The organism is Pseudomonas monteilii NBRC 103158 = DSM 14164 (assembly GCF_000730605.1).
In the GTDB taxonomy this organism is placed as follows: domain Bacteria; phylum Pseudomonadota; class Gammaproteobacteria; order Pseudomonadales; family Pseudomonadaceae; genus Aquipseudomonas; species Aquipseudomonas monteilii.
Genome location: NZ_BBIS01000044.1, coordinates 24,705 through 51,183 on the forward strand (window position 1 = coordinate 24,705; position 26,479 = coordinate 51,183).

The following is a 26,479-nucleotide window of genomic DNA, read 5'->3' on the forward strand; positions in this document are numbered from 1 at the left end:
TCCCGATGCGCTCTCTTACCCTCCATCTGAAAGTCCTGATCACCGTGCTGGTGCTGCTGGGCGTGGCGGTCACGGCTTATCAGATCTTCTTCCTCGGCATCCCGGTGACCGAGGATGAAACCGACGACCTGTGGAACATCGACGCCAAGGTCGAGTTCGTGGCCAGCACCAAGGACCCGGTCAAGGTGCAGATGTTCGTGCCACCGCTGAACCGCGACTACGTCAGCCTTAACGAGAGTTTCATCTCCAACAACTACGGGGTCAGCGTCAACCGCGCCGACGGCAACCGCAAGGTTACCTGGTCGGCCCGCCGCGCCAGCGGCAACCAGACCCTGTACTACCGTCTGGTGCTGACCAAGCGTTACAGCAACGAGAAGACCACCGTCAAAGGCCCGACCTTCCGTGACAGCCTGGCGATCGAAGGCCCCGAGAAGATTGCCGCCGAAGCCCTCATGGCGCCGATTCGCCAGCACTCCGCCGACGTCGAGACCTTCGTCAGCGAGACCATCAAGCGGGTCAACAACCTCAACGACGACAACGTCAAGCTGCTACTGGCCGGCGATACCTCGCCGATGAAAAAGGCCCAGATCATCGACCTGCTGCTGTCGATTGCCCATGTGCCTATGGAGAAGGTGCACACCATCCGCCTGGTGGCCGATACCCCGCAAACCCCGGAGCTGTGGCTGCGCAGCTTCAACGGTAACGACTGGCTGTACTTCAACCCGGACACCGGCGAGCAGGGCCTGCCCAGCGACCGCCTGCTGTGGTGGACCGGTGACGACAACCTGATCACCGTCGATGGCGGCAAGAAGGCCAACGTCACCTTCAGCATGAACAACAGCGAGATGAACGCCATCCGCTTGGCCAAGCTGACCGACGAGAACACCGACGCCGACTTCCTCGAGTACTCGCTGTACGGCTTGCCGCTGCAGACCCAGCAAACCTTCATGATCATGGTGATGATCCCGATCGGCGTGCTGGTGATCCTGGTATTGCGCAACCTGATCGGCCTGCAGACCCTTGGCACCTTCACCCCGGTACTGATCGCCCTGGCCTTCCGCGAGACCCAGCTGGGCTTCGGCATCGTGCTGTTCACGGTCATCACGGCCTTGGGCCTGTCGCTACGCTCGTACCTGGAACACCTCAAGCTGCAGATGCTGCCGCGCCTGTCGGTGGTACTCACCTTTGTCGTGGTACTGATCGCCGCCATCAGCCTGTTCAGCCACAAGCTGGGCCTTGAGCGCGGGCTGTCGGTGGCACTGTTCCCGATGGTGATCCTGACCATGACCATCGAACGCCTGTCCATTACCTGGGAAGAACGTGGCGGTGGCCATGCCATGAAAGTGGCCATCGGCACCCTGTTCGCCGCGTCGCTTGCGCACCTGCTGATGATGGTGCCGGAACTGGTGTACTTCGTGTTCACCTTCCCTGCCGTGCTGTTGATCCTGGTGGGCTTCATGCTGGCGATGGGCCGCTACCGCGGTTACCGCCTGACCGAGCTTGTGCGCTTCAAGGCATTCCTGAAGAAGGCTGACGCCTGATGTTTGGCCTGATCAAGACGTGGAAAGCCCTGGAGGCCCGGGGCATCATGGGTATCAACCGGCGCAACGCGGACTACGTGTTGAAGTACAACAAGCGCCACCTGTACCCGATTGTCGACGACAAGATCATCACCAAGGAGCGTGCCCTGGCGGCCGGCATCCATGTGCCGGAAATGTACGGCATCATCGAGACCGAAAAAGAGATCGAAAAGCTCGACCAGATCATTGGTGGGCGCAGCGACTTCGTCATCAAGCCGGCGCAGGGTGCCGGCGGTGATGGCATCCTGGTCATCGCTGACCGCTTCGAGGACCGCTACCGCACAGTGTCGGGGAAGATCATCAGCCATGAGGAAATCGAGCACCAGATTTCGAGCATCCTCACCGGCCTGTACTCGCTGGGCGGCCACCGCGACCGGGCGCTGATCGAGTACCGGGTTACCCCCGACCAGATCTTCAAGAGCATCAGCTACGAAGGCGTGCCGGACATCCGCATCATCGTGCTGATGGGCTACCCGGTCATGGCCATGCTGCGCCTGCCGACCCGCCAGTCTGGCGGCAAGGCCAACCTGCACCAGGGCGCCATCGGCGTGGGTGTCGACCTGGCCACCGGCGTGACCCTGCGCGGCACCTGGCTGAACAACATCATCAGCAAGCACCCGGACACCACCAATGCGGTGGACGGCGTGCAACTGCCGAACTGGGATGGTTTCATGAAGCTGGCGGCCGGCTGCTATGAGCTGTGCGGCCTGGGCTACATTGGCGTGGACATGGTGCTGGACCAGGACAAAGGCCCGCTGATTCTGGAACTCAACGCCCGCCCGGGCCTGAACATCCAGATTGCCAACGACTGCGGCCTGACCCAGCGCACCCATGCCATTGAGGCGCACATTGAAGCGCTGGCAAAAGATGGTATTACTGAAGATGCCGAACAGCGCGTTCGGGTAGCACAAGGGTTGTTCGGGCACGTGCCCAACCGCTGAAATATTGGGGCTGCTTTGCAGCCCCTGCATAAAACACAATGTTGAATGTCGCGCCCAGTGCTAGGCGCTTTTCCTACACAGGTCTACAATCGCCCTCCTCGCTTTTACATCGCCGTCCACACTGATGCCGACCTGTACGCTGCACCCCCTGCCCTACCAGCCCGACCCTGCTGCCTATTTCGCCCGCCTGCGCCAGGCTCCCGGCGCGATCCTGCTCGACAGTGCCCGCCCAGGCGCCGAACGCGGTCGCTTCGACCTGCTCAGCGCCTGGCCGCTGCAACAGCTGCAAGCGCAGCCCGATGAAGACGGCCGCGCCTTCCTCCAACGCCTGCGTGCCGGCCTGGCGCAACTGGGCCACGCAGGCTTGCCCAAGGGCGTTGAACTGCCCTTTGCCGGTGGCCTGATCGGCTACCTGAGCTACGACTTCGGCCGCCGGCTGGAACACCTGCCAAGCCTGGCTGTGGACGACCTCGGCCTGCCTGACGCGCAACTGGGCCTGTACGCCTGGGCACTGGTCAGCGACCACCTGCACGGTACCAGCCAGTTGGTGTTCCACCCGAGCCTGGCAAGCGACGAGCGAGAACGCCTGATCGGCCTGTTCGAAGGCAGTCGCTGCACCGAAACCGGTGACTTCCAGTTGCTCGCCCCAATGGCTGGTGACCTGCAGCCGGAACAGTACAAAGCCGCTTTCGACCAGGTCCAGCGCTACATCCAGGCCGGTGACTGCTACCAGATCAACCTGACTCAACGCTTCCGCGCCCCCTGCCAGGGTGACCCCTGGCGAGCTTACCAGGCCCTGCGCAAGGCATGCCCCACGCCGTTTTCCGGCTACCAGCAATTGGCTGACGGCAGCGCCTTGCTGAGTTTTTCGCCCGAGCGCTTCATCCGTGTCAGCCAGGGCCAGGTGGAAACCCGGCCAATCAAAGGCACCCGTCCGCGCGCCAGCGACCCAGGCGAAGACGCACGCAATGCCGAGGAGCTGCTGCGCAGCCCCAAGGACCGCTCGGAAAACCTGATGATTGTCGACCTGCTGCGCAACGACTTGGGGCGCACCTGCGAAATCGGCTCGGTGAAAGTACCAGAGCTGTTCAGCCTTGAGAGCTACCCCAACGTCCATCACCTGGTCAGCAGTGTCACCGGCCAGCTTGCCAGCGACAAGGATGCCCTGGACCTGATCGGCGACAGCTTCCCCGGCGGCTCAATCACCGGCGCGCCGAAAATTCGCGCCATGCAGATCATCGACGAGCTGGAACCCGCGCGGCGGGCGCTGTACTGCGGCTCGCTGCTGTATGTGGATGTGCGCGGCGAGATGGACAGCTCGATTGCCATTCGCAGCCTGCTGGTCAAAAACGGCCAGGTCAGCTGCTGGGGTGGCGGCGCGGTAGTGGCTGACTCCGAATGGCAGGCCGAATATGAAGAGTCGATCGCCAAAGTGCGGGTGTTGATGCAGACCTTGCAGGGCTTGTGAGTCCGTCTAGCCCGCGTTTTTTTGTTACCATCACCTTACTACGAGCGCACAGCGCCACAGCCAAGATGGAAACCGCCTGATGAGCCAACCCTTCGACGTCGCCGCCCTGGCCGCGACCTATGCCAACAAGTCCCCGCAGGACATCCTCAAGCTTGCCTTCGAGCACTTTGGTGATGACCTGTGGATCTCCTTCAGCGGCGCCGAGGACGTGGTGCTGGTCGACATGGCCTGGAAGCTGAACAAGCAGGTCAAGGTGTTCAGCCTCGACACTGGCCGACTGCACCCGGAGACCTACCGGTTCATCAACCAGGTGCGCGAGCAGTACAACCTGCCAATCGAAATCCTCAGCCCGGACCGCGACAGGCTTGACCCGTTCGTGAAAGAAAAGGGCCTGTTCAGCTTCTACAAGGACGGCCACGGCGAGTGCTGCGGCATCCGCAAGATCGAGCCGCTGCGCCGCAAGCTGGCTACCGTTAGCGCCTGGGCCACCGGCCAGCGCCGCGACCAGAGCCCGGGCACCCGCAGCCAGGTAGCGGCACTGGAAATCGACAGCGCCTTCTCCACACCCGAGCGCACCCTGTACAAGTTCAACCCGCTGGCGCAGATGAGCAGCGAGGAAGTGTGGGGTTATATCCGTATGCTTGAGCTGCCGTACAACAGCCTGCATGAGCGCGGCTTCATCAGCATTGGCTGCGAGCCTTGCACCCGGCCGGTGCTGCCGAACCAGCATGAGCGCGAGGGGCGCTGGTGGTGGGAAGAGTCGACACAGAAGGAATGCGGGTTGCACGCGGGCAACCTGATCAGCAAGGCTTGAAATAACCGGGGCTGTTTTGCAGCCCCGGCATTCTTGAATCAGTGCACCGGCAGTTCGACACCTTCGAACAGCTCTTCCAACTCCTGCTTGTTATGGCACTGAATGGCCTTGGCCATCACTTCGCGGGTCAGGTGCGGAGCGAACTTCTCGATGAAGTCGCACATGAAGCCACGCAGGAAGGTGCCACGGCGGAAGCCGATCTTCGTGATACTGGCCTCGAACAGCTCGCTGGCATCCAGCGCCACCAGGTCGCTATCGAGCTTGGCATCCACAGCCATGCCCGCGACGATACCCACGCCCAGCCCCAGGCGCACATAGGTCTTGATAACGTCAGCGTCGGCCGCGGTGAACACCACTTTCGGCGTGAGGCCGCGGTGGTTGAACGCTTCGTCCAGCTTCGAGCGCCCGGTAAAACCGAACACATAGGTAACGATCGGGTATTCGGCAACCGCTTCCAGAGTGAGTTTCGGCAGCTTGGCCAGCGGGTGACCCTGCGGCACCACCACGCAACGGTTCCACTTGTAGCACGGCATCATGATCAGGTCGCCGAACAGCTCAAGGGCCTCGGTGGCGATGGCGAAGTCTACCGTGCCGTCTGCTGCCATCTCGGCGATCTGCATGGGCGAACCCTGGTGCATATGCAGGGACACTTCCGGATACTGCTTGATGAAGCTGCTGATCACCGGCGGCAAGGCATAGCGCGCCTGGGTGTGGGTGGTGGCGATGGACAGCGTGCCCTTCTTCTCGTTAGAGAACTCCTGGGCAATCTGCTTGATGCTTTCGACTTTGCGCAGGATTTCGCCAGCGGTATTGATGATGCGCTCGCCGGCCGGCGTGACGCGGGTCAGGTGCTTGCCGCTACGCGCAAAGACTTCAACACCCAATTCGTCTTCGAGCAGGCGGATCTGCTTGCTGATACCTGGCTGGGAGGTATACAGGCTCTGCGCCGTCGCGGAGACGTTGAGGTCATGGTGCGCCACTTCCCAGATGTAGCGCAGTTGTTGAAGCTTCATAGGTTCCCCTCGGTTCAGCGATGAGTCCGCGGCAGCAGGCAGCGACGATATATAACTATATTAGTGGTTCTGGAAATAAATCTAGAACTATTTTGTTACATGCCCCCCGGAAACAGCCTACAGTCATCTTCATGCCTTCCTACGCCCCAAGTGCTGCGCCAACGGCACCATGTACACCGGCACCGGCGACAGCTGCAGCAGCCGAACCGCCGTTCGCCCCAGGGGTACATCCACGCCGGCACCGGCGCTGTGGCTGCCGAAAATCAGCAGGTCGACACTCAACCGCTGTGCCTGATCAAGGATTACCTGCGCGGGGTCACCCTGGCGTACCCGCACCGCCTTGATAACCGCGAGGTCGGCCTCCTCACCCAGCTCATCACGAAAGTTTTCCAGCACGCGCTGCTCGATGTTGGCCATCACCGTGTTCACGCCTTGGCTGTGCAACTGGTCGAGCGTCTGCTCATCAAGGTAGCTTTGCAGGAGGGATTCGGCGAACTGCCCCATGGGTTCCACCGCATGGATCACATACAACTCGGCATTGAACGTACGCGCCAGGGCCAGCGCGTGTTGCATCACAAAAGGTGCGTAGACACCGAGGTCGGTGGCGTACAGCATGGAGCGGATCATTCGACCTCCTCGACTGCCGCAGCGGCAGAGCAAGCTTCAGCTTAGCAGCGCGCCGGATGCACGCTTTGCCGTCCGGCGCGCTACTGGCGCGGGCTGAAGCGCCCAGCCGAGGTCAGTGCCGCCCTCAGTGAGGCCGGTGGTTGCTGTCGAGAAAGCTCAGCGCCTGATAGAGCATTTCCATACGCGGCAAGCAGCAGCCTGCCGCACGCGCACGTGCCAGCGGCTCGGCATAGATAGCCTGCAACTCCAGTGGGCGCTTGAACGTATGGTCGTGATACATGCTTGGCCAGTAGTCGGGCATGCGCTCGGTCACCTGGAGCAAGTGCTCGGCATAGCCCTCGGGCAACACGTGGCCACAGGCTGCAGCGCCCTGCACCACCTCGGCCATCAGTGCCTGGATGAGATCACGGCTGTGACTGTCTGCCATCAGCGGCGTGGTGCTGGCCCCCAGCAGCACCGACAGACCATTGTAAGGCACGTTCCACACCAGCTTCTGCCAGCGCGCCGAGTCGAGATTTGGCATGGCCTGCGAATCGATGCCCGCGCGTTTGAACAACGCCACCCCTTCACCGACCAGCGCAGCACCGCCGTCACTTGCCGGCCCACTGTGGTAACCCAGGTTGACAGCCCCGAGTGCCTGATGGCGGATCACACCTGGCGCATGACGGTTGACGCAGATGAAGCACAGGCCGCCCAGCAGATGCATGTCGCTACGCAAGGCAGGGCGCAATTGCTCCTCCACCCCCAGGCCGTTCTGCAGCAGTACGACCTTGGCGCCGGGTGCGGCGGCCTGCACGATCAGAGGTGCGAGCTGATCATTGCTGGTGGCCTTGGCACCGATCAGCAACCAGTCGCAAGGCGGCATGTCGGCGGCACTGGCATAGGCGTGCACCTGCATCTGCAACGCACCATGCACGTCACTGTCCAGGGTCAGCCCTTGCTCACTGACGGCCTGGTACTCGCTGCGCAACAGAAAATGCACATCGAAACCGGCCCGGGCCAGCATCAACCCATAAAAGCCGCCGATGGCGCCACTGCCGATGATACCGATGCGAGGGGTGTGCGGATGCATGCCGATCTCCGAGTATGAAGTCAGCCCTCTTTTTACACAGGTTACGCAGCGCTGGGCAGCCCATTCGCGCTCAACGCACTCGATCAGGGAAAAACCCCACAATGACTGGGCCAAACCCATTGTCGCGCCACCTGTAACGCGCTAAGGTTCGGCTCCCCGCTGCGAATATTCTTGCTGCTGGGCCGCACGGGGATAGCTGGCGGCCGGCACCCGTGACCTGACGAGTAACACGATGGCTGATTTACCGATCGATGACTTGAACGTTGCCTCCAACGAGACCCTGATCACCCCCGATCAGCTCAAGAAGGAAATCCCCCTCAGCGCCAAGGCCCTGCAGACCGTGACTGCCGGCCGTGAAGTGGTGCGCAATATTCTCGACGGCAAGGACCATCGCCTGTTCGTCGTGGTCGGCCCTTGCTCCATCCACGACATCAAGGCCGCCCACGAGTACGCCGAGCGCCTGAAGGTGCTGGCCGAAGAAGTGTCCGATACGCTGTACCTGGTCATGCGCGTGTACTTCGAAAAGCCACGCACAACCGTGGGCTGGAAAGGCCTGATCAACGACCCGTACCTGGATGATTCGTTCAAGATCCAGGACGGCCTGCACATTGGCCGTCAGCTGCTGCTGGACCTGGCCGAGATGGGCCTGCCGACCGCCACCGAGGCGCTCGACCCGATTTCCCCGCAATACCTGCAAGACCTGATCAGCTGGTCGGCCATCGGCGCCCGCACCACCGAATCGCAAACCCACCGCGAGATGGCCTCGGGCCTGTCTTCGGCGGTTGGCTTCAAGAACGGCACCGACGGCGGCCTGACCGTTGCCATCAACGCCTTGCAGTCGGTCTCCAAGCCACACCGCTTCCTCGGCATCAACCAGGAAGGCGGCGTGTCGATCGTCACCACCAAGGGCAACCCTTACGGCCACGTGGTACTTCGCGGCGGCAACGGCAAGCCGAACTACGACTCGGTCAGCGTCGCCCTGTGCGAGCAGGACCTGGCCAAGGCCAAGATCAAGGCCAACATCATGGTCGATTGCAGCCACGCCAACTCCAACAAGGACCCTGCCCTGCAACCGCTGGTGATGGAGAACGTTGCCAACCAGATCCTCGAAGGCAACCAGTCGATCATCGGCCTGATGGTCGAGAGCCACCTGAACTGGGGCTGCCAGTCGATCCCGAAAAACCTGGAAGAGTTGCAGTATGGCGTCTCGATCACCGATGCCTGCATCGACTGGTCGGCTACCGAGAAAACCCTGCGCAGCATGCGTACCAAGCTCAAGGATGTGCTACCGCAGCGTAAGCGCGGCTGAGCATTGCAATAAACAAAACGCCGGGCATTGCCCGGCGTTTTTGTATCTGATGCCTTTCGGCAGCTCAGGCCTTGCTGGAATGCCGCTGCTGGCGCTCCATGTAGCGTTCCACGTACGAGCAGGAAGGAATGACCGTGTAACCCATTTGCTCGGCGTACGCCAAGGCCTGCTCGGTCAACGCGGCGGCAATCCCGCGGCCCCGCAAGGCGTTCGGCACGAAGGTACGATAGATGTCCAGCGTCTGCTTGCCCAGATCCATGTACGTCAGGTAGGCACGATGACCGTCCACGTTGGTCTCGAACTGATGACCGGCCTGGTCATGGTGGATGGTCAGCGCTTCGCTCATCACTACTCCTCGCAGGTCTTCTCGGCAGACCCATACCTTCACCGATGGTGGTTTATCCGGCACAGAATCCTCTATGCCACCTGTTGCCCCTACGACCTCTGGACGATTGCAATCGTTCGGATTCTCTGGCACTCACAAGATAGTAGGCGCCGCAAACGGGATTGCTCAAGGTGGTAGCGGCTAAAAATGGCGAAAATGCCCGGAATGCGACTCTTCCCTGCACGTTCAACAGCCACCGGATGTTGTAGGGCTTAAGACGTCGAAGGACAGTTAAAGTCACCCTTAGTTCAACAAAAAAGTTCCTGTAGTACAACCGCTTGCGAACCCTGCACGTTTTTTTCACACACGCGCCGCAAATCTTGTCGGCACGGCGTCAAGCAACATTTTTTTTGCAGTTCTTGCGCTCAGTCAGTTTACTTACTACAAGTAATGGGTACTATGTACGCCGGCCAGTTTCTCTTTTCCTGAGAGATGGCTATTTAATAGAAAGTCCTTGAAGGGGAACACGATGAACAACGTTCTGAAATTCTCTGCTCTGGCTCTGGCCGCAGTTCTGGCTACCGGTTGCAGCAGCGTATCCAAAGAAACCGAAGCTCGTCTGACTGCGACTGAAGACGCAGCAGCTCGCGCTCAAGCTCGTGCTGACGAAGCCTACCGTAAGGCTGACGACGCACTGGCAGCCGCTCAGAAGGCTCAGCAGACCGCTGACGAAGCCAACGAGCGCGCTCTGCGTATGCTGGACAAAGCCAGCCGCAAGTAATAATCCTCACGGATTGTTATGGAGCCGACCCACTTGTGGGTCGGCTTTTTTATTGCCTGTAAACAAGCCAAACGCGCCCCGCAGATACGAAAAGGCCCGCACTAAGGCGGGCCCGGGTGTGTCGCGAATACCTTACTGCAGTTCGGGCGGTATGCTCGTCACCATCGGCGCATTGCCCTGGTTTTGCACCGGCACGGCAATTTCTACCGGCATGCCATCTTCTGCAGCCACCACGTCACGCACCATGTCCCAGTTCATGCGCAGGTTGTTGGCAAGGTCTTCCCGCTTGAGCAAGGCGTTGATAACCGCAGTGTGTTTGTCGACCACCGACGGGTTACCCTGGTCGTCCAGCGGCGTGTGCGCCTCCAGATAGACCTTGCCGCCACTGATACCGAACTTGTAGGGCTCGTTGATGATGCGTACCGGCGTACCGACCGGCACCATCTTCGACAGTTCCAGCACGTTGTTGTTGAGCATGCGGAAGCAACCGTGGCTGGTACGCATGCCGATGCCGAACTTCTTGTTCGACCCGTGGATCAGATAGCCCGGCACGCCCAAGGTGAACTTGAACGGCCCCAGCGGGTTATCCGGACCTGCTGGCACCACAGCCGGCAGGATGTCGCCGTCTGCGGCGTGTTCTTTACGGATAGAGGCAGGTGGCGTCCAGGTCGGGTTCGGCGTTTTGGCGGTGATCTTGGTGTTGGCGATCGGCGACCCCCACCCCTCACGTCCAATACCCAGCGGGAAGGTATGCACTACGTTCTGCCCTTTCGGGAAGTAATACATACGGTACTCGGCCAGGTTGATGACGATACCTTCACGCGGGCCCGGCGGCAGGATGTAGCGGGTCGGCAGTATGATCTCGGTGCCGGCGCCCGGTAGCCACGGGTCGACGCCCGGGTTGGCGGCGATCATTTCCAGATAGCCGAGGTCGTTGGCGGTGCCGATGTCGGCGAACGTGTCCTCGTATTTGGCCTTGATCGTATGCACCTGGCCGACGATGTCTTCACCGGGCGGTGGCAGTGGCAATTCCAGCGCAGCAGCGGGGCCCGCTACCAGCAGGGCGGCCAGGGACAGGCTACGGGTGACGACAGGAAAGCGCGGCAACATCCGGTAAATCCTTCGAAAGATAGGTCAAGAGGAACGATTGTACACCCGCCTCGATGCAAGCGGGAGGCATTGGCGCCCATGCAAGCGTTTCAGATGATGAAAGGTGCTTGCCGTTCAGCTGGCCTGCAGCTCTGGCCAGACTGGGCGCATGCCGCGCCGCTGGGCATCGAGGATGGCACGGCACAGGTCACACAGGCGGCTGTCACGGTAGATGGCACGCGGCACGGCCGACCAGCGCGGCTGCGCAGGCAGCAGGCCGCCGCACAAGGTGCGGTCTACCGGCACGCCCAGCTCAAGCTGGCGAGCCACCAGGTGAACGCGGATTTCCTGGCAGGCGAACAGGTCGAGCTGCTCATCGGGCTCGATCAGTTGGTAGGCATACAGGGACCAGGCAGGGCGCGGCATCGGGGGCACTCGAAACGGGGGGCGCAACATTAGCCGAAAGCTGGCCCCGTTTAAAGCGTCAGAGCAAGGGTTTTATCGCTGGCCAGGCATTTTCCAGCAAGCGCTGCTGGGCACCCTGGGCCGGGTGGATGCCATCGGCTTGCATCAACTCAGGCACGCCCCCTATTCCTTCGAGGAAAAACGGCACCAATGGCACCTGTTTATCCGCCGCCAGCTGTTCATACACCTTGGCGAATGCGGTGGTATAGCGCACGCCATAATTGGGCGGCAGGCGCATGCCCAGCAGCACCACCTTGGCGCCGGCCTGGCGCGCGCTTTCAATCATCGAGGCAAGATTTTGTTGCAATTGCGCAGGCGGCTGCCCACGCAAGCCATCGTTACCGCCCAGCTCCAGCACCACCAGGCTCGGTTTATGGGCTGCAAGCAGCGCCGGCAGCCGCGCCTGGCCACCTGCACTGGTGTCACCGCTGATCGAGGCGTTGACCACTTTATCGTCGAAACCTTCGTCTTTAAGCCGGGTCTGCAACAAAGAGACCCAACCCTGGCGGCTATCCAGGCCAAAACCGGCGCTGATACTATCGCCAACAATCAGCAGTGTTCCCGCCGCCGCGCTCTGGGCCAGGCAATACAGGGCCAGACCGGCACTCAACCACCACACTCGCATCGGATTCTCCATGGGCCCCAGCATTCTCGTTGCGCAGAACCTTAGCAAAGTGGTCCCCAGCGCGGAAGGTGACCTGACCATCCTTCACGCACTCTCCCTCGACCTGGCCCAAGGCGACAGCCTGGCCATCGTCGGCGCATCGGGCTCCGGCAAGTCGACCCTGCTCGGTTTGCTTGCCGGCCTCGATCAGCCCAGCGCCGGCAAGGTCATCCTCGCCGGCCATGACCTGGGCCCCCTGGATGAAGACCAGCGCGCCCGGGTGCGCGCCGAACATGTGGGCTTCGTGTTCCAGTCGTTCCAACTGCTCGACAGCCTCAACGCCCTGGAAAACGTGATGCTGCCGTTGGAGCTGGACGGTCGCCGGGATGCACGCGAACACGCGCGCACACTGCTGGAACGGGTCGGCCTCGGCAAGCGCCTGAGCCACACGCCCCGTCAACTGTCGGGCGGTGAGCAGCAGCGGGTTGCTATCGCCCGCGCCTTCGCGGCACAACCGGCGGTGCTGTTTGCCGACGAGCCCACAGGCAACCTCGACAGCCACACGGGCGAGCGCATCAGCGATTTACTGTTCGAGCTGAACAAGGAGCGCGGTACCACCCTGGTGCTGGTCACCCATGACGAACGCCTGGCCAGGCGCTGCCGCCGCCAGATCCGCCTGGACGCGGGGCGCCTGGTGGCCCCGGTGGAGGCCTGATGACCCACATGCCGTTGTCCCGCCTGTGCGGGCTGGCCCTGCGCCAGCTGCTGCGCGACATTCGCGCCAGCGAAGTACGCGTGTTGTTCTTTGCCCTGCTGGTGGCCGTGGCGGCCAGCACCGCCATCGGCTATTTCGGCGCCCGCCTCAACGGCGCCATGCAGCTGCGCGCCAGTGAATTCCTGGGCGCCGACCTGGTGCTGCAAGGCAGCGCCCCGGCCCGTGCGCAGCAGATCGATAGCGGCACTGCACTTGGCTTGCGCCATGCACAGGTGGTCGAATTCACCAGCGTGGTAGGCGGCGACAATGGCATCCAGCTGTCCAGCGTCAAGGCCGCCGACGGCGCTTATCCGTTGCGCGGGCAGGTACGCAGTGCGCCGGCCCCTTATGCCGAGGAGATGCCTGGCGGTGGCCCGGCACCGGGTGAAGCCTGGGTCGAACCCCGCCTGCTGGCGGCGCTGGGCCTGGCGATTGGCGACAGCATCGACGTGGGCATGAAAACCCTGCGCATGAGCCGCGTGCTGACCTACGAACCCGACCGCGCCAACAACTTCTACAGCCTTACCCCCCGGGTGATGATGAACCTGGCCGACCTCGAGGCCACCGGCGTCATTCAGCCGGGTAGCCGGGTTACCTACCGCGACCTGTGGCGTGGCGATACCGAGGTACTGGCCCAATACCGCCAGGCCGTGGAAAAAGACCTGGCCGCCAACCAGCGCCTGCGCGACACCCGCGATGGCAACCAGCAGATCGGCGGCGCCCTGGGCAAGGCCGAACGCTACCTGAACATGGCCAGCCTGGTGGCGGTGCTGCTGGCAGGCGTGGCCGTGGCCCTGTCGGCCAGCCGCTATGCCGCACGCCGCCTGGACGCCAGCGCCCTGCTGCGCTGCCTGGGTCTGTCGCGCCGCCAGGCACTGGGCCTGTATTGCCTGCAACTGGCCATGCTCGGCCTGGTCGCCGCCCTGGCCGGTGCCCTGCTCGGCTGGCTGGCCCAGCTGGGCCTGTTCCGCCTGCTGCAGGGGCTGTTGCCAAGCGTGGTGCCTGCCGGTGGCATCGTTCCGGCCCTGGCCGGCATCGGGACCGGGCTGGTGGCACTGGCCGGTTTCGCCCTGCCGCCGATCGCTGCACTGGGCCAGGTGCCCCCGCTGCGGGTGCTGCGCCGCGACCTGCTGCCGATACCGCCCAGCAGTTGGCTGGTGTATGGCGCCGCGCTGTTTGCCTTGGGCCTGATCATGTGGCGCCTGAGCCTTGACCTGCTGCTCACCTTCGCCTTGCTCGGTGGCGGCCTGGTCGCCGCATTGTTGCTCGGCGGCCTGCTGTTGCTCGGTTTGCGCAGCCTGCGCCAGTTGCTGGCCGGCGCACCGCTGACCTGGCGCCTGGGGTTGGGCCAGCTGCTACGCCACCCCACGGCCGCCGCCGGCCAGGCCCTGGCCTTCGGCCTGATCCTGCTGGCCATGGCCCTGGTCGCCCTGCTGCGCGCCGAACTGCTCGACACCTGGCAAGCCCAACTGCCCAAGGATGCACCCAACCATTTCGCCCTGAACATCCTGCCGGATGACCGCGAACCGTTCGCGCAACGCCTGCACCAGGTCAATGCAGCCTCGGCGCCGCTTTACCCGGTTACGCCCGGGCGCCTGGTGCAAATCAACGAGCAGCCGGTGCAGCAAGTTGTCAGCAAAGACTCGGCGGGTGAACGCGCCGTGCAGCGAGACCTTAGCCTGACCTGGGCCGCCGAACTGCCCGAAGGCAATCAACTCACTGCCGGCAGTTGGTGGCAAGCCTTGCCGGCCGACAGCGAAATACCCGGCGTTTCGGTGGAAGCGGAGCTGGCCACCAGCCTGAAACTGCACATGGGCGACCTGCTGACCTTCGACATCGGCGGCCAGCAGCGCCAGGCCCGGGTCAGCAGCCTGCGCAGCGTGCACTGGGACAGCTTCCAGCCAAACTTCTACATGATCTTCCAGCCCGGCACGCTGCAGGGGTTGCCGACCACTTACCTGACCAGTTTCTACCTGGCACCCGGCCACGACCTGGATGTGGTGGCGCTGTCGCGGGCATTTCCGGCGGTGACCATCCTGCAGGTGGACGCCTTGCTCGACCAGCTGCGCAGCATCCTCGCCCAGGTGACCCTGGCGGTGGAGTATGTGCTGTTGTTCGTGCTGGCGGCCGGGCTGGCGGTGCTGTTCGCCGGCTTGCAGGCAACGCTGGACGAACGCATTCGCCAAGGTGCCTTGCTACGTGCGCTAGGGGCAGCGCGGCCATTGCTGGTGAAGGCGAGGCGTATCGAGTTCGGTCTGCTGGGTGCGGCCAGTGGGCTGTTGGCGGCAGTGGGTTGTGAACTGATTACCCTGGTGCTGTATCGCTATGCCTTCGATTTGCAGTGGAGCCCACACCCGTGGCTGCTGGTGTTGCCACTGGCAGGGGCGCTGCTGGTGGGCGGTGCAGGTGTGCTGGGGACGCGGCGGGCGTTGAATGCCAGCCCTTTGGCGGTGTTGCGGGAAACTTGAGTGTTACATGTGCCGGCCTCTTCGCGGGCTCGCCCGCGAAGAGGCCGGCACAAACAACATCAATCTATTGCCCGTACGAGATGCTGTTCACATACCAGGTCGCTTCACCGGTAGGCGTATGCACCAACACCTCATCGCCCTCCTCCTTTTTGAGCAAGGCACGGGCCATGGGCGAATCGATCGAGATGTAGTCGTTGCGCCCGTAGATTTCGTCATAACCGACAATGCGAAACTTCATGGTCTCGCCATCATCATTCTCGATCTCGACCCAGGCGCCGAAAAACACCTTGCCTTCCTGCTGCGGCGAATAAGCCACCACCTTCACATCTTCAAGACGCTTTCGCAGATAACGCACCCTGCGGTCGATTTCGCGCAGCAGCTTCTTGTTGTACTGGTAGTCGGCGTTTTCGCTGCGATCCCCCAGGGATGCCGCCCAGGCAACCTTCTGAGTGATCTCCGGGCGATACACCCGCCACAGGTGGTCCAGCTCTTTCTTCAGCGCGTCGTGGCCTTCCGTGGTAATGATGTTGGTGCTCAACAGCGCACTCCTTAGCGGCGGGTAATCAGGCCTTGGCGCGCGATACGGGTGAGGTGACCAATAACGTCTGCGGCCTCATCCTGCGGCGGAGCCTGGATGACGGCCAGGTCAAAACGGTCATTGCCGTACTGCGCCAGGTGGCAGCCGGTATCTGCGAACTGAATCAGAAATGCGCGCGCCTGGCCCTTGCGTCGAGACAGGCCTTCGAGGTGACGCAAAAGGGTGGGCTGATGCTGGCCGCCGAGCAGAATGCGCGGTGTGCGGGACGCCTGGTTGGCAGGCAATGGGCTTAAACAGACACTGGTACGTGGGCAACTCATGGAGCTTCTCTCCGCCTCGCGAATCCCGCTGGGCAGCGGTGGGAGGCGTCACCGAACCAGCGCTTTAGCGGTATTTCGGATAACCCGGATGGGGGCTTTCCTGCGCCCCGCAAGTAGCTGTTTAAATCGGCGCAGGCGGTATGCTAGAGCTACAAGCGGCAAGATACAAGCCTCAAACCGAAAGTGATCGGCCTGAGGCTTGGATCTTGCCGCATGGGTGGTATCAGCGGGCGATCAGGCGGTCCAGCGAGAAGCGGCCAGCGCCTTCGATCATGACGGCGACAGTGCCCGCCAGCAGGGCCAGGGCGAACTCATAGCCGTTATTGGACATGAACAGGCCGTTGCCGATATGCACCGAGAAGATCGCCACCACCAGGGTCACGGTCAGCGCCAGCGCCGCCGGGCGGGCCAGCAGGCCGATCACCAGGGCCAGGCCGCCGAAGAATTCTGCGCTGCCGGACAGCAAGGCCATCAGGTAACCCGGCGCCAGGCCGATGCTTTCCATCCACTGGCCGGTACCTTCCAGGCCATAACCGCCAAACAGGCCGAAGAGTTTTTGCGCGCCATGCGCCATGAAGATGATGCCAACCAGGATGCGGATCACGCTGAGGCCAGCGCCGGCGCGGGTGGAGAACAGGGCGTTGAGGGTCGTGTTGTTCATGTCGAAGCGTCCTTGAAGCGGAGAAGTTGTGTTGGGATGGGCGCCATCATAATCAATTCAGTAGATATGAAAATCGCAAAAAACCCAACATAACAATCGATAAAATCGATTTCTCAACGCTTCGCTACGCGCTCCAGCACTGCACGCTCGCGGTTGAACGCCAGGAAGTACTTGTTGACGCTATTGACGAAGTTGACCGGCCCCATGCCGACCTGCTCCATGGCGATGCGCTCGGTCTGGAAGAACCACTGGTTGCCATTGAGGCCACGCCGCCGGGCCTCGGCACGCATGGCCTGGACCCGCTCGGGGCCAAGGTTGTAGGCCGCCAGCACAAAGGCCATGCGTTCACGCTCGTTGATCTTGGGGCTGGCAAAGAACTTGCGACGGATCAGCGCCAGGTAACGGGCACTGGCTTGTACATTGCCATCTACCGTGGCGGTGTTGCTCACCCCTACCCGCTGGGCCGCCAAAGGCGTTATCTGCATCAGGCCGTGGGCACCGCCAGTGCCACGCGCGGCCGGGTTGAGGGTGGACTCCTTGAAGGCCAGCGCGGCCAGGTTGAGCCAATCGATCTGCTGCGCCTGGCCATGCTTCTGCAGCACTGCACGCACCGAGGCCAGGCGCTGACGGTCCTTGCTGGCCAACGGGTTGTGCACCCTGTACTGGCGGCGGTAGATGCGCTCGAAGGCGGCATCCTGGTTGTCCGGTGCACGGTAGCCCTGCAGGAAACGATCGACCGTGGCCAGCAATTGCGGTGCATCGCGCCCTACATACCAACGCATGGCCTGCGGAGCCCCCAGGTGCACCCGGGTGTCCAGGCGCAGGCGTGGCATCACCCGCGCCCAGCGCCGGGCAATGGGTTGCTCGACCACCGTCAGGTGATAGATGCCCGCCTGCACCATCTCCAGCACATCCTCTACCGCCAGCGTTGAGTCGACCCATTCCACCTTGATCGGCGGCCGTTTGCGCAGCGCCAGTTGCTGGTTGACCTGCTGGATCAGCGGCCCGGCAGCACTGGCGCTGGTCAAAGCCACGGTGCGCCCGGAAAGCTGTTCGACCTTACTGAAGCTTCGCTCGCCTTTGCGCCCAACCAGCATCAGCGGCACCTGGTCGAGAATTGGCGCACTGCTGCTGACACCGCGCACCGTGCCGGGGTCAAGCAGCTCGCCCGGCGCTGCCAGGTCACCCTCGCCGCGGGCCAGTGCGCCTAGCAGTTGTTCCTTGGCCCGTGGGATGAGCTTGAGTTGAATCTCCTGGCCATCGGCGGCACGGGCATTGAGGTAATGCTCCAGGGCGCGCAGGCGGTAGTATTCGATGCCGACCGGCTCACCTTTGACCTCGCCTGAGCTGTTACGGCTTTGATTGACCAGCACCCGCAACACCTGGCTGGAGCGAATCTGTTGCAGGTCGCGCACCTTGGCTGGTGGGATATTCTGCTGCGGCCCCGGCGCGCGCGCATGGGCGGCACCGGGCAGGGTCAGCCCAATCGTCAGCCCGAGCGTGAACAGGAAGGTGAGCCAGCATCGCAGCATGCAAAACGTGTCCGTGGTCGGTGGGCGGCATCCATGGGTTGCACCGCCAAGTGAGAAATGGCGGTAAAAGACCACGGCAACAGCATGAAGTTCTTGGTTTTTTCAGAAAAACGCGGTTTTTGCTATGCTGGCCGCCCCGCGGCACGAGATAGCACCATGCAACTGATCGATATCGGCGTCAACCTGACCAACAGCAGTTTCCACGACCAGCAGGCAGCCATTGTCGAGCGCGCACGTGAAGCCGGTGTAGCGCAAATGGTGCTGACTGGCACCAGCCTGGCAGTCAGCGAGCAGGCACTGGAGCTGTGCCAGCAGCTGGATAACAGCGGCGCGCACCTGTTCGCCACGGCAGGCGTACACCCTCACGATGCCAAGGCCTGGGATGCCGGTAGTGAGCGCCGTTTGCGCCAACTGCTGAATGAGCAACGCGTGCGTGCGGTGGGCGAATGCGGCCTGGATTTCAACCGCGACTTCTCCCCTCGCCCGCTGCAGGAAAAAGCCCTGGAAGCCCAGCTGGCCCTGGCTGCGGAACTGCGCCTGCCGGTGTTCCTGCATGAGCGCGACGCCAGCGAGCGTTTGCTGGCGATCCTGAAGGATTATCGCGACCACCTGACCGGCGCGGTGGTGCACTGCTTTACCGGCGAACGCGAGGCACTGTTCGCCTACCTGGACATGGACCTGCACATCGGCATTACCGGCTGGATCTGCGACGAACGCCGTGGCACTCATCTGCACCCGCTGGTAGGCAACATTGCCGAAGGCCGGCTGATGCTGGAAAGCGACGCCCCCTACCTGCTGCCACGCAGCCTGCGTCCCAAGCCGAAGAACGGGCGCAACGAGCCGGCGTTTTTGCCAGAGGTGCTGCGTGAAGTCGCCTTGCACCGGGCCGAATCAGCCGAGCATACGGCTGCCCACACCACCGCAACGGCGCGGGCATTTTTCCAGCTTCCGTGAGCCCTGCGTGCGGGCTGTTGATATGTATCAACATCTTGCTGAGTAGATACAGGCACAATGATGGCACCTTGCCAATATTGTTTCCGCTCAACTCAGAGAAGACCTGCCCATGGGTGCCTGGCTTAGCAATGTTTCCCTGAAGTACAAATTCTGGGCCGTCAACGCGGTGGCCTTTGTCACGACCTTGCTGCTGGTGCTCTACGCCGTGCACCTGGAGCAACGCGCCCGCGCCGAGGCAGCGCAGGCCCAGGCGGCCGCACAAGCCCAGCTGATAGCCGCCTGGCCGGCTGGGCAAGCACTGCCCCGCCTTGCCAATGTCATCAGCTGGCCTGCGGGGCAAACGCCGACGTTCGCCGGTGAGGCGCTCGACCCCCTGCGCAACGCCCAAGGCTGGGTCGAACTGCCAGGCGCCTGGGTCCTCGGAGAAAACCCGCTGCGCGGCGCACAGGTACTGCGCAACGGCGACCAGCAAGTGGCCGTGGTGGCACAGTCGCCAAGCCTGCGCCAGGTGTTCTTTGACCGCTTCAGTAACTACGCCGCGTGCGTGCTGATCCTGATGCTGGCCATGCTTGGCGCTTCGCAGTTGCTGATCCGCTTCCTGCTCAGCCAGCTCAACACCTTGAAAGACGTGATGCTGCATGTGGAGAAAACCGGTGACCTGGCTGCCCGCGTGCCGCTGGCCTGCGGCGACGAGGTCGGCCAGATGGCCGGGGCCTTCAATGCGATGCAGGCCACCTACCACCGGGTCGTCAGCACTGTTGCCCACACGGCGGCACAACTGGACTCGGGCGCCGCACGCCTGGCCGCCAGCATGAGCGACGTGCGACACGGCATGCTCGGCCAGCAAAGCGAAACCGACCAGGCCGCCACCGCCATCAATGAAATGTCGGCGACGGTACACCACATCGCCGAGCATGCCGGTGCCACCCGCGACCTGTCGCAAACCGCCGACACGTTGGCCGGCAGTGGCAAAGAGGTGGTCAGCCGGGTACAGGACTCGATTTCCGGGCTTTCCAGCGGCGTGCAGCAAACTGCCGAAATGATTCGCCAACTGGCCGACGACAGCCAGAAGATCAACGGCGTGGTCAGCGTGATCCACAGCATCGCCGAGCAAACCAACCTGCTGGCGCTCAACGCTGCCATCGAAGCAGCCCGTGCTGGCGACCTAGGGCGCGGCTTTGCCGTGGTGGCCGATGAGGTGCGCAACCTGGCCAAGCGTGTGCAAACCTCTACCGACGAAATCACCACCATGGTCTCGGCCCTGCAATCGGGCACCCGCGATGCGGTGGAGTTCATGCAGGAAAGCTCTTACAAAGCCGACGACTGCGTGCGACAAGCCCAGGAGGCCGGCGAAGCGCTGGCCGAGATTACCGATGCAGTGGCGCAGATGCGCGAAAGCAACACCCAGATCGCCGTGGCCGCCGAGCAACAAAGCCAGGTGGCCGAGGAAATGAACCGCGCCGTGGTGAGCATCCGCGATGTCACCGAGCAGACCGTGCAGCAGACGGTGGGCTCGGCCACCACCAGCAGCGAACTGGCGACCCTGGCCGGCGAACTCAGCAAAGCCATTGGCCAGCTCAAGCTATAGTCACCATAGCCAGCCTCGATTGGCCCCCATACGGAGGCCGCACTAAGCTTTGGGCATGACCGTGAGGAAATGCCCATGAGCAAGCGTCTGCCCAACCTGCCCGCCTGGCAATGGCGTGGCTACCACCACAACCACCGCCACCCAACCAACCTCGTGCTGCACCTGATTGCCGTGCCGCTGTTCATTCTGGGTGCGCTGTTGGTTCTGTCCGGCCTGTTCGCCCTGGTTCTGGGGCAGATTGCCGTCGGCGTGATCGCCCTGATTGCGGGGCTTGGTTTGCAGCGCCAGGGGCACCGGTTGGAAGCCGAGCAGCCTGAGCCGTTCGCCAATCGTCAGGACGCGGTGCAGCGATTGCTGACCGAGCAGTTCATTACCTTTCCACGCTTTGTGCTGAGCGGGGCGTGGTGGAAGGCCTGGCGGGAGCGACACAAGCACCGGCATTGATGCCAAGGGGCTGTTTGCGCTCCCAGGATTGATCAGGCAAATACGGTCACGGTCTGCCGGCTCAGGGCCAGCAATTCGCCCTCTGCCGTCCAAAGGGCGGCCGCAGCATGCCCATAGCCATCCCGCGCATGTTCGGTTTCCACGCAATAGCGGCACCAGTCAAAGGTCGACAATTTCGCCGTAGGCTGGATGAACTCGATGGTCCAGGTCAGCGTACTGCCAGCAGCCGGTTGTTTGAGAAACGGCATCAGGCTCGGCGGCCAGGCATCGACCAGCGCCAGCAGGTGTGCTTCATTGACCTGTTCTTCTGCCACATCCCGCAACCGTACCCAACCGCCCATCTTGCGCGACTGATTGCCACTGAACGGCAAACCGCCCAACGCCCAGCGCAAGGCGACATGGCGCATGAACTCGGGTGTGACGCCCTTGATATAGGGCAGTTCGGGTGCGGCGTCTTCAAGCGCTTTCATTTCCATGGCCGGTAATGCCGGTACATCGACGACAGATGGGCGCCCCGCGCCGAAATTGCCTTGCACCAAGGTCACCACCTGGCCATCCTGGACCGCGCGGCCCAGCAAGGTGCTGACAGCCTTGCCTTCGCGCAGCACCTCCACCTCGAAGCGAATGGGCACGTCCGCGGCCGCAGGCGCTACGAAGCTGATGGCCAGCGAGCGTACCGGCCGGCTGTCGGTGAGTTTCAGGCGCATGGCCTCATAGACCATGGCCGCCATCAGCCCGCCAAAGGCAGCGCGGCCCTGGGCCCAGCTGGGCGGGATGCTGACGGCTTCCGAGTTGGCTCGCACAGCGTCGAGCAGTTGAGTGAAATTCATGGGCCGGCTCCTGCCTGCAGAAAGGGTCTGCCCATCCTAGCCAGCAAACCCTGGGCGATCAGCCCGCATATCGGTCATTGTTCGGGCTAACGCCGCTCCAGTGCCTGCGACATGGCATCCAGCGTCACGTCCGACTGGCGCTCGGCTTCGTGCAACTCCCGCTCCCAGTCGGCCTGGCAGGGGGCAAGGTCTGCATGGTCGCGCGCCTGCAGCAGCCACTGCAGGCGGTCATGCCAGCCCCCCAGGTCGCTCTGCGCCTTTTTCAGCAAGCGCTGCAGCTTTTTCCCGGCGTGGTCGAGCTGCGGGTAGGCTTCATCGCCATAGCGCGCACGCTTGATCAGCAAGCGCAGGCGGTGACGGTCGTGAGCCGGATCCTGCAAGGCTTTGTGCAATGTACGCCACTGCTTGACCAGGCGCTTGTCGATGCGCTTGCCCAGTGACCTGGTCAGCCCCTCGCGGCCGGCTGCCCGCAGAAACAACGGAAACGCGTCGACAATCGCCAGCACACGCGCCAGCTGCGGGCTGGTAGCCACACTGGCGAAGGTCCTGTCCCGCCCTTCCAGGCGCCGCTGCCCGACCGCGACGTGGCCGCGCGCGATCAGCTCGGCTGCCAGCACCTCACGATCGCGCAGCGGCGTGGTCAGGGTACCCAAGGCCCTGGCGGCATCCTCCAGCTGTTCCACGCCTGGCAACCCGCGCAGGGGCCTCAGCAGGCTGCGTAGACGGCGCAAGGTAATACGCAGGTCATGCAGCGCCTCGCTGTCGGTATTGGCAGCCAGGCGCTCGCGACACGCCAGCAGACGTACCTGCACGGCCAGCATCTGGGCAACTACATGATCGAGCATGGCAGACATAAGACGCTCCTCGGTCAGCGCCCGGCGCGAGACTCACGAATGTAGAACCGCGCCTTCTCGGCCTTGCGGGTACAGCTTTCGTAGCCTTCGAACTGCTGCTGGGTCTTCGCGCCGGTCAGCAGCGACAAGGCTTTGGAGTAGCTCACGGCACCGGCAAAGCCTTCGGCCTTGGCCAGGTCCAGCTCCTTCCAGGCGGCATCCAGCTGGGTGGCGCAGTTGTCGCGGTAGGCCGTCTTGCCCGCGCAGCCTGCCAAGGCCAGGGCAATCAGTGGAAGGCAGATCCAGGCTTTCATCGGTATGACCTCAATGGTAAAAAAACGGTGGCTGTTCGACGCCCGGGCAACTGAAAAGTGCCCTGCCCAGCCAACTTTGCGTGGCCAGCATTATCACAGTAGCTCAGCGCGATCTACATTGAAGCACAGGCCGCCAAGGGTGCATTGTAGGACCATGGTTGCACGGCCCGAGGAATGTTCATGAGTAAACGCGTGGCACTGGTATTGGGATCGGGCGGCGCCCGAGGATATGCGCACATTGGCGTGATTGAGGAAATCGAGCGCCGGGGCTACGACATCGCCTGCATCGCCGGGTGCTCCATGGGGGCGGTGATTGGCGGCATCTACGCCGCCGGCAAGCTGGAAGACTACCGCAACTGGATCGAGAGCCTCGACTACCTGGATGTACTGCGCCTGGTGGACGTGAGCTTTCGCCTCGGCGCCATTCGTGGTGACAAGGTGTTCGGGCAGATCCGCAAGATCGTCGGCGAGATCAACATCGAACAACTGCGCATCCCCTACACGGCGGTTGCCGCCGACCTCACCAACCAGCAGGAAATCTGGTTTCAGGAGGGTTGCCTGCACCAGGCCATGCGCGCCTCGGCGGCCATCCCCAGCCTGTTCACGCCGGTGATGCAGGGCAATCGCATGCTGGTCGACGGCGGCATCCTCAACCCGCTGCCGATCGTGCCGGTGGTGTCCAGCCACTGCGACCTGATCATCGCGGTCAACCTCAACGCCACCAACCAGAAGCAGTATCAATTGCCAGTGATCGAGCGCCCGGCGGCGTTCAAGATGCGTTTTGACTCCCTGCTGAGCTCATTGGGCTCTCGCTTGCCGTTCCGGCGCAAGCCGGCGGAAGAGCTGATACGCATCGAACAGGAGATCGTTGCCGAAGGGCTGGCGCCGCCGAACCCGTGGCTGGCAGATGCCGCCAACCCGGAAGGCCAGCAACCGGCAGCGGCCCCCGAGCGCGAGGGGGCGCCCAAGTCGGCGACCGGCTCGTTCATCATTGACAACGTGGGGCCGGCTTCGCTGCTGGATTTGATCAACCAGAGCTTCGAAGTGATGCAGACCTCGCTGGCGCAGTACAAGATCGCCGGCTATCCACCGGATGTACTGATCAACGTGCCCAAGCGGGTGTGCCGGTTTTTCGAGTTTTACAAAGCGCCGGAGCTGATTGCTTTGGGGCGGGAGATTGCGCGCGATACGCTAGATAACTATGAGGGTGTAAAGCGCTAGCGCAGAAATGAAACAGGCCGCACAAGGCGGCCTGTTTCTTCATGCAATGATCACCTTAGTAACGGGTGATGTCTGCATTGGCTTCCAGCTGTTTGCGATAAGCCGCAAAGTCCTGCTGGCCAGCGCGCGACGCGAGGTAGCGGCGGATCTGCTGCTTCTCTTCGTCGGTGGCGGTGGCGCCTTCGTTAACACCCTTGAGCTGCAGCACCACCAGGCTACCGTCACGCAGCACTACGCTGCCGTAAACCGGCTTGTCCTTGGCCTGCGGCTTGCCGAGGCGGAACAGTGCCTGCAGTTCGGCCGGGTCAATACCGTCCTCGCCACGGGTAACAGCCTCATAGGCCTTCCAGCCCTGCCCTTCATGCACGCTGCCCGCTGCGATGGAGCCGTCACGCAGGCCGGCAATCAGCTTGTCTGCCTTGGCCTTGAGTTCGGCGGTCGCCTTGTCTTTGGCCAGCTGCTCGCTGATGTTCTTGGCCACGGCCTCCAGCGGCAGTTGCTCCGGCTTGCGGTGCTCCTTGACGCGCAGTACCACGGTGGTTTCCGGGTCGAGCTCGATGGCGGTGCTGTTGGCACCTTCGTCCAGCACTTCTTCGGAGAACGCAGCCTGTACCACCGAACGGTTGGCAGTGATGCCTTCGCCACCCTCGCGGCCGAAGGCTGCGGAGGTGTGCACCTTGAGGTTCAGGTCCTGGGCCGGCTGAGCCAGGTCGGAGGCCTCGTAGGCAGCATCCTGCAGCTGCTTGCTGGCGTCGACGTAACGCTGCTCGACCAACGGGATCTTCAGGTCGCGGGTCAGTTTGTCCTTCAGGCTGGCGAAGCTCGGCACTTCTGGCGCTTGCACGCCCAGCAGCTTGATCAGGTGGTAGCCGAACTCGGTGCGTACCGGGGTCGATACCTGGCCATCCTGCAGCTTGTACAGCGCGTCTTCAAAGGCCGGGTCGTACACGCCCGGGCCGGCGAAGCCGAGGTCACCACCGTTGTTGGCCGAGCCTGGGTCCTGAGAGAACTCCTTGGCCAATGCGGCAAAGTCTTCACCCTTGGCCAGACGCTGCTCAATCTCTTCAGCACGGGCCTTGGCCTGGGCGTCGGTGACTTTATCGTTGACCTCGATGAGGATGTGCGCGGCATGGCGCTGTTCCGCGAGGTTGGCGATTTCTTTCTCGTACTGGGCCTTGAGCTCTTCGTCGGTCACGTTGACCTGGTCGAAGAACGCCGACTTCTTCAGCTCGATGTAGTCGATCACCACCTGGTCAGGCGACATGAACTCCTTGGCGTGCTGGTCGTAGTGCGCCTTGACCTCTTCGTCGCTGACCTTGACCGAGGCCGGGTCGGCCTTGAAGGTCAGGGAAGCGAAGTCGCGGGTCTGCTTCTCCAGGCGGGCGAAAGCATCCACCTGCTGGTCGGTGACGAAGCTGCTGCCGGCCAGGCCGGTGCGCAGCTGGCCAATGAGCATTTCCTCGGCAAGCATGTCACGGAACTGCATGCGGCCGTAGCCCATCTGGCGGATGACCTGGTCGAAACGGTCAGCACTGAACTTGCCGTCCACCTGGAATTCCGGCGTCTGCAGGATCACCTGATCCAGCGCGGCTTCGGAGAAGGCGAACTTGGCATCTTCGGCGCCTTGCAGCAGCAGCTTGCGGCTGATCAGGCCCTTGAGGGCCTCTTCACGCAACAATTTGTCATCCAGCAGCGCCGGGTCGAAATCCTTGCCCAACTGTTGCATCAGCTGACGGCGCTGCATGTCAGCGGCCTGGCTGAGCTCGTTCTGGCTGATGGTCTGGCCGTTCACCTTGGCGGCGTCCTGGCTATGGGTGGCGGCCTGGAAAATGGCTTCAAAGCCGGTCAACGCCATCAACACGACGATAAGGCCGATGATGGTCTTGGCAATCCAACCTTGTGAATTGTCCCTGATATTTTGCAGCATGCGTCCC

At 62.6% G+C, this 26,479-nt stretch carries 27 protein-coding genes; 12 read left to right on the forward strand and 15 right to left on the reverse strand.

Annotation, left to right across the window (positions count from 1 at the left end; genetic code table 11):
* Window positions 1-5: 5 nt before the first annotated feature.
* The 4 genes from rloB (at window position 6) to PM2_RS21980 (ending at window position 4,803) form a co-directional block, all read left to right on the forward strand.
* Window positions 6-1,541, forward strand: coding sequence for an osmotic stress tolerance membrane protein RloB (gene rloB, locus PM2_RS21965; RefSeq protein ID WP_016714745.1), 1,536 nt, complete (start codon window positions 6-8; stop codon window positions 1,539-1,541).
* Window positions 1,541-2,521 (forward strand): alpha-L-glutamate ligase-like protein, encoded by a 981-nt coding sequence (locus tag PM2_RS21970; protein ID WP_016714746.1) that lies wholly within the window; start codon window positions 1,541-1,543, stop codon window positions 2,519-2,521. The genes rloB and PM2_RS21970 overlap by 1 nt, the downstream gene beginning before the upstream one ends.
* Window positions 2,522-2,645: 124 nt before the next feature.
* Window positions 2,646-3,989 (forward strand): aminodeoxychorismate synthase component I, encoded by a 1,344-nt coding sequence (gene pabB, locus PM2_RS21975; RefSeq protein ID WP_028699640.1) that lies wholly within the window; start codon window positions 2,646-2,648, stop codon window positions 3,987-3,989.
* 79 nt (window positions 3,990-4,068) lie between these two features.
* Window positions 4,069-4,803, forward strand: a complete 735-nt coding sequence (locus PM2_RS21980) for a phosphoadenylyl-sulfate reductase (protein WP_028699641.1) — start codon at window positions 4,069-4,071, stop codon at window positions 4,801-4,803.
* A 38-nt stretch (window positions 4,804-4,841) separates the two neighbouring features.
* Here PM2_RS21980 and cysB read toward each other — a convergent pair whose 3' ends face one another.
* The 3 genes from cysB to PM2_RS21995 form a co-directional block, all read right to left on the reverse strand.
* Window positions 4,842-5,816, reverse strand: coding sequence for an HTH-type transcriptional regulator CysB (gene cysB / locus PM2_RS21985; RefSeq protein ID WP_010953293.1), 975 nt, complete (start codon window positions 5,814-5,816; stop codon window positions 4,842-4,844).
* A gap of 129 nt (window positions 5,817-5,945) precedes the next feature.
* On the reverse strand, window positions 5,946-6,443 hold the full coding sequence (locus PM2_RS21990) for a universal stress protein (protein ID WP_016714749.1): 498 nt from the start codon (window positions 6,441-6,443) through the stop codon (window positions 5,946-5,948).
* 124 nt (window positions 6,444-6,567) lie between these two features.
* On the reverse strand, window positions 6,568-7,515 hold the full coding sequence (locus PM2_RS21995) for a putative 2-dehydropantoate 2-reductase (RefSeq protein WP_028699642.1): 948 nt from the start codon (window positions 7,513-7,515) through the stop codon (window positions 6,568-6,570).
* A 232-nt stretch (window positions 7,516-7,747) separates the two neighbouring features.
* Between PM2_RS21995 and PM2_RS22000 the strand changes: the two genes are divergently transcribed.
* Window positions 7,748-8,824, forward strand: coding sequence for a 3-deoxy-7-phosphoheptulonate synthase (locus PM2_RS22000; protein WP_016714751.1), 1,077 nt, complete (start codon window positions 7,748-7,750; stop codon window positions 8,822-8,824).
* Between the two features lie 64 nt (window positions 8,825-8,888).
* Here PM2_RS22000 and PM2_RS22005 read toward each other — a convergent pair whose 3' ends face one another.
* Window positions 8,889-9,170: a GNAT family N-acetyltransferase gene (locus PM2_RS22005; RefSeq protein ID WP_016714752.1), complete on the reverse strand. Its 282-nt coding sequence runs from the start codon at window positions 9,168-9,170 to the stop codon at window positions 8,889-8,891.
* Window positions 9,171-9,678: 508 nt separating this feature from the next.
* On the opposite strand from PM2_RS22005, the gene oprI reads away from it, so the two are divergent.
* Complete coding sequence (gene oprI / locus PM2_RS22010; RefSeq protein WP_003259780.1) at window positions 9,679-9,930, forward strand: outer membrane lipoprotei OprI; 252 nt, start codon at window positions 9,679-9,681, stop codon at window positions 9,928-9,930.
* Window positions 9,931-10,062: 132 nt separating this feature from the next.
* On the opposite strand, the gene PM2_RS22015 is transcribed toward oprI, so the two are convergent.
* From PM2_RS22015 to PM2_RS22025, 3 genes are all read right to left on the reverse strand, one after another.
* A complete protein-coding gene (locus PM2_RS22015; protein ID WP_016714753.1) occupies window positions 10,063-11,040 on the reverse strand; it encodes a L,D-transpeptidase family protein in 978 nt (325 codons plus the stop codon).
* Between the two features lie 114 nt (window positions 11,041-11,154).
* Window positions 11,155-11,445: a hypothetical protein gene (locus PM2_RS22020; protein WP_016714754.1), complete on the reverse strand. Its 291-nt coding sequence runs from the start codon at window positions 11,443-11,445 to the stop codon at window positions 11,155-11,157.
* Window positions 11,446-11,503: 58 nt separating this feature from the next.
* Window positions 11,504-12,109, reverse strand: a complete 606-nt coding sequence (locus PM2_RS22025) for an arylesterase (RefSeq protein WP_019097588.1) — start codon at window positions 12,107-12,109, stop codon at window positions 11,504-11,506.
* 10 nt (window positions 12,110-12,119) lie between these two features.
* Between PM2_RS22025 and PM2_RS22030 the strand changes: the two genes are divergently transcribed.
* Together PM2_RS22030 and PM2_RS22035 are read left to right on the forward strand one after the other, a co-directional pair.
* Window positions 12,120-12,803 carry an ABC transporter ATP-binding protein gene (locus tag PM2_RS22030; protein WP_016714756.1) on the forward strand — a complete coding sequence of 228 codons (684 nt, stop codon included), beginning with the start codon at window positions 12,120-12,122 and terminating at the stop codon, window positions 12,801-12,803.
* Window positions 12,803-15,310, forward strand: coding sequence for an ABC transporter permease (locus PM2_RS22035; RefSeq protein WP_027615736.1), 2,508 nt, complete (start codon window positions 12,803-12,805; stop codon window positions 15,308-15,310). The genes PM2_RS22030 and PM2_RS22035 overlap by 1 nt, the downstream gene beginning before the upstream one ends.
* Window positions 15,311-15,374: 64 nt before the next feature.
* On the opposite strand, the gene greB is transcribed toward PM2_RS22035, so the two are convergent.
* The 4 genes from greB to PM2_RS22055 all read right to left on the reverse strand — a co-directional run bounded on the left by greB (window position 15,375) and on the right by PM2_RS22055 (window position 18,361).
* Window positions 15,375-15,848: a transcription elongation factor GreB gene (greB, locus tag PM2_RS22040; RefSeq protein ID WP_019097174.1), complete on the reverse strand. Its 474-nt coding sequence runs from the start codon at window positions 15,846-15,848 to the stop codon at window positions 15,375-15,377.
* 11 nt (window positions 15,849-15,859) lie between these two features.
* Complete coding sequence (locus PM2_RS22045) at window positions 15,860-16,168, reverse strand: hypothetical protein (protein ID WP_028699643.1); 309 nt, start codon at window positions 16,166-16,168, stop codon at window positions 15,860-15,862.
* A 223-nt stretch (window positions 16,169-16,391) separates the two neighbouring features.
* Window positions 16,392-16,829: a DoxX family protein gene (locus PM2_RS22050; protein ID WP_019097176.1), complete on the reverse strand. Its 438-nt coding sequence runs from the start codon at window positions 16,827-16,829 to the stop codon at window positions 16,392-16,394.
* Window positions 16,830-16,942: 113 nt separating this feature from the next.
* Window positions 16,943-18,361, reverse strand: coding sequence for an MltF family protein (locus PM2_RS22055; RefSeq protein WP_028699644.1), 1,419 nt, complete (start codon window positions 18,359-18,361; stop codon window positions 16,943-16,945).
* Between the two features lie 156 nt (window positions 18,362-18,517).
* Between PM2_RS22055 and PM2_RS22060 the strand changes: the two genes are divergently transcribed.
* The 3 genes from PM2_RS22060 to PM2_RS22070 all read left to right on the forward strand — a co-directional run bounded on the left by PM2_RS22060 (window position 18,518) and on the right by PM2_RS22070 (window position 21,347).
* The gene (locus PM2_RS22060; RefSeq protein ID WP_028699645.1) at window positions 18,518-19,315 is read left to right on the forward strand and encodes a TatD family hydrolase; all 798 of its coding nucleotides are present in this window, start codon (window positions 18,518-18,520) and stop codon (window positions 19,313-19,315) included.
* A 109-nt stretch (window positions 19,316-19,424) separates the two neighbouring features.
* Window positions 19,425-20,903, forward strand: coding sequence for a methyl-accepting chemotaxis protein (locus PM2_RS22065; RefSeq protein ID WP_028699646.1), 1,479 nt, complete (start codon window positions 19,425-19,427; stop codon window positions 20,901-20,903).
* Between the two features lie 75 nt (window positions 20,904-20,978).
* On the forward strand, window positions 20,979-21,347 hold the full coding sequence (locus PM2_RS22070; RefSeq protein ID WP_028699647.1) for an Mpo1-like protein: 369 nt from the start codon (window positions 20,979-20,981) through the stop codon (window positions 21,345-21,347).
* Between the two features lie 32 nt (window positions 21,348-21,379).
* On the opposite strand, the gene PM2_RS22075 is transcribed toward PM2_RS22070, so the two are convergent.
* The 3 genes from PM2_RS22075 to PM2_RS22085 form a co-directional block, all read right to left on the reverse strand.
* Window positions 21,380-22,177: an acyl-CoA thioesterase gene (locus PM2_RS22075; protein ID WP_016714765.1), complete on the reverse strand. Its 798-nt coding sequence runs from the start codon at window positions 22,175-22,177 to the stop codon at window positions 21,380-21,382.
* 86 nt (window positions 22,178-22,263) lie between these two features.
* A complete protein-coding gene (locus tag PM2_RS22080) occupies window positions 22,264-23,031 on the reverse strand; it encodes a CHAD domain-containing protein (protein WP_028699648.1) in 768 nt (255 codons plus the stop codon).
* A gap of 14 nt (window positions 23,032-23,045) precedes the next feature.
* Entirely contained in the window at window positions 23,046-23,324 is a 279-nt protein-coding gene (locus PM2_RS22085) for a hypothetical protein (RefSeq protein WP_016714766.1), read from the reverse strand.
* Between the two features lie 180 nt (window positions 23,325-23,504).
* Between PM2_RS22085 and PM2_RS22090 the strand changes: the two genes are divergently transcribed.
* Window positions 23,505-24,545 carry a patatin-like phospholipase family protein gene (locus tag PM2_RS22090; protein WP_016714767.1) on the forward strand — a complete coding sequence of 347 codons (1,041 nt, stop codon included), beginning with the start codon at window positions 23,505-23,507 and terminating at the stop codon, window positions 24,543-24,545.
* Between the two features lie 55 nt (window positions 24,546-24,600).
* On the opposite strand, the gene PM2_RS22095 is transcribed toward PM2_RS22090, so the two are convergent.
* A complete protein-coding gene (locus PM2_RS22095; RefSeq protein WP_019097183.1) occupies window positions 24,601-26,472 on the reverse strand; it encodes a SurA N-terminal domain-containing protein in 1,872 nt (623 codons plus the stop codon).
* Between the last annotated feature and the right edge of the window lie 7 nt (window positions 26,473-26,479).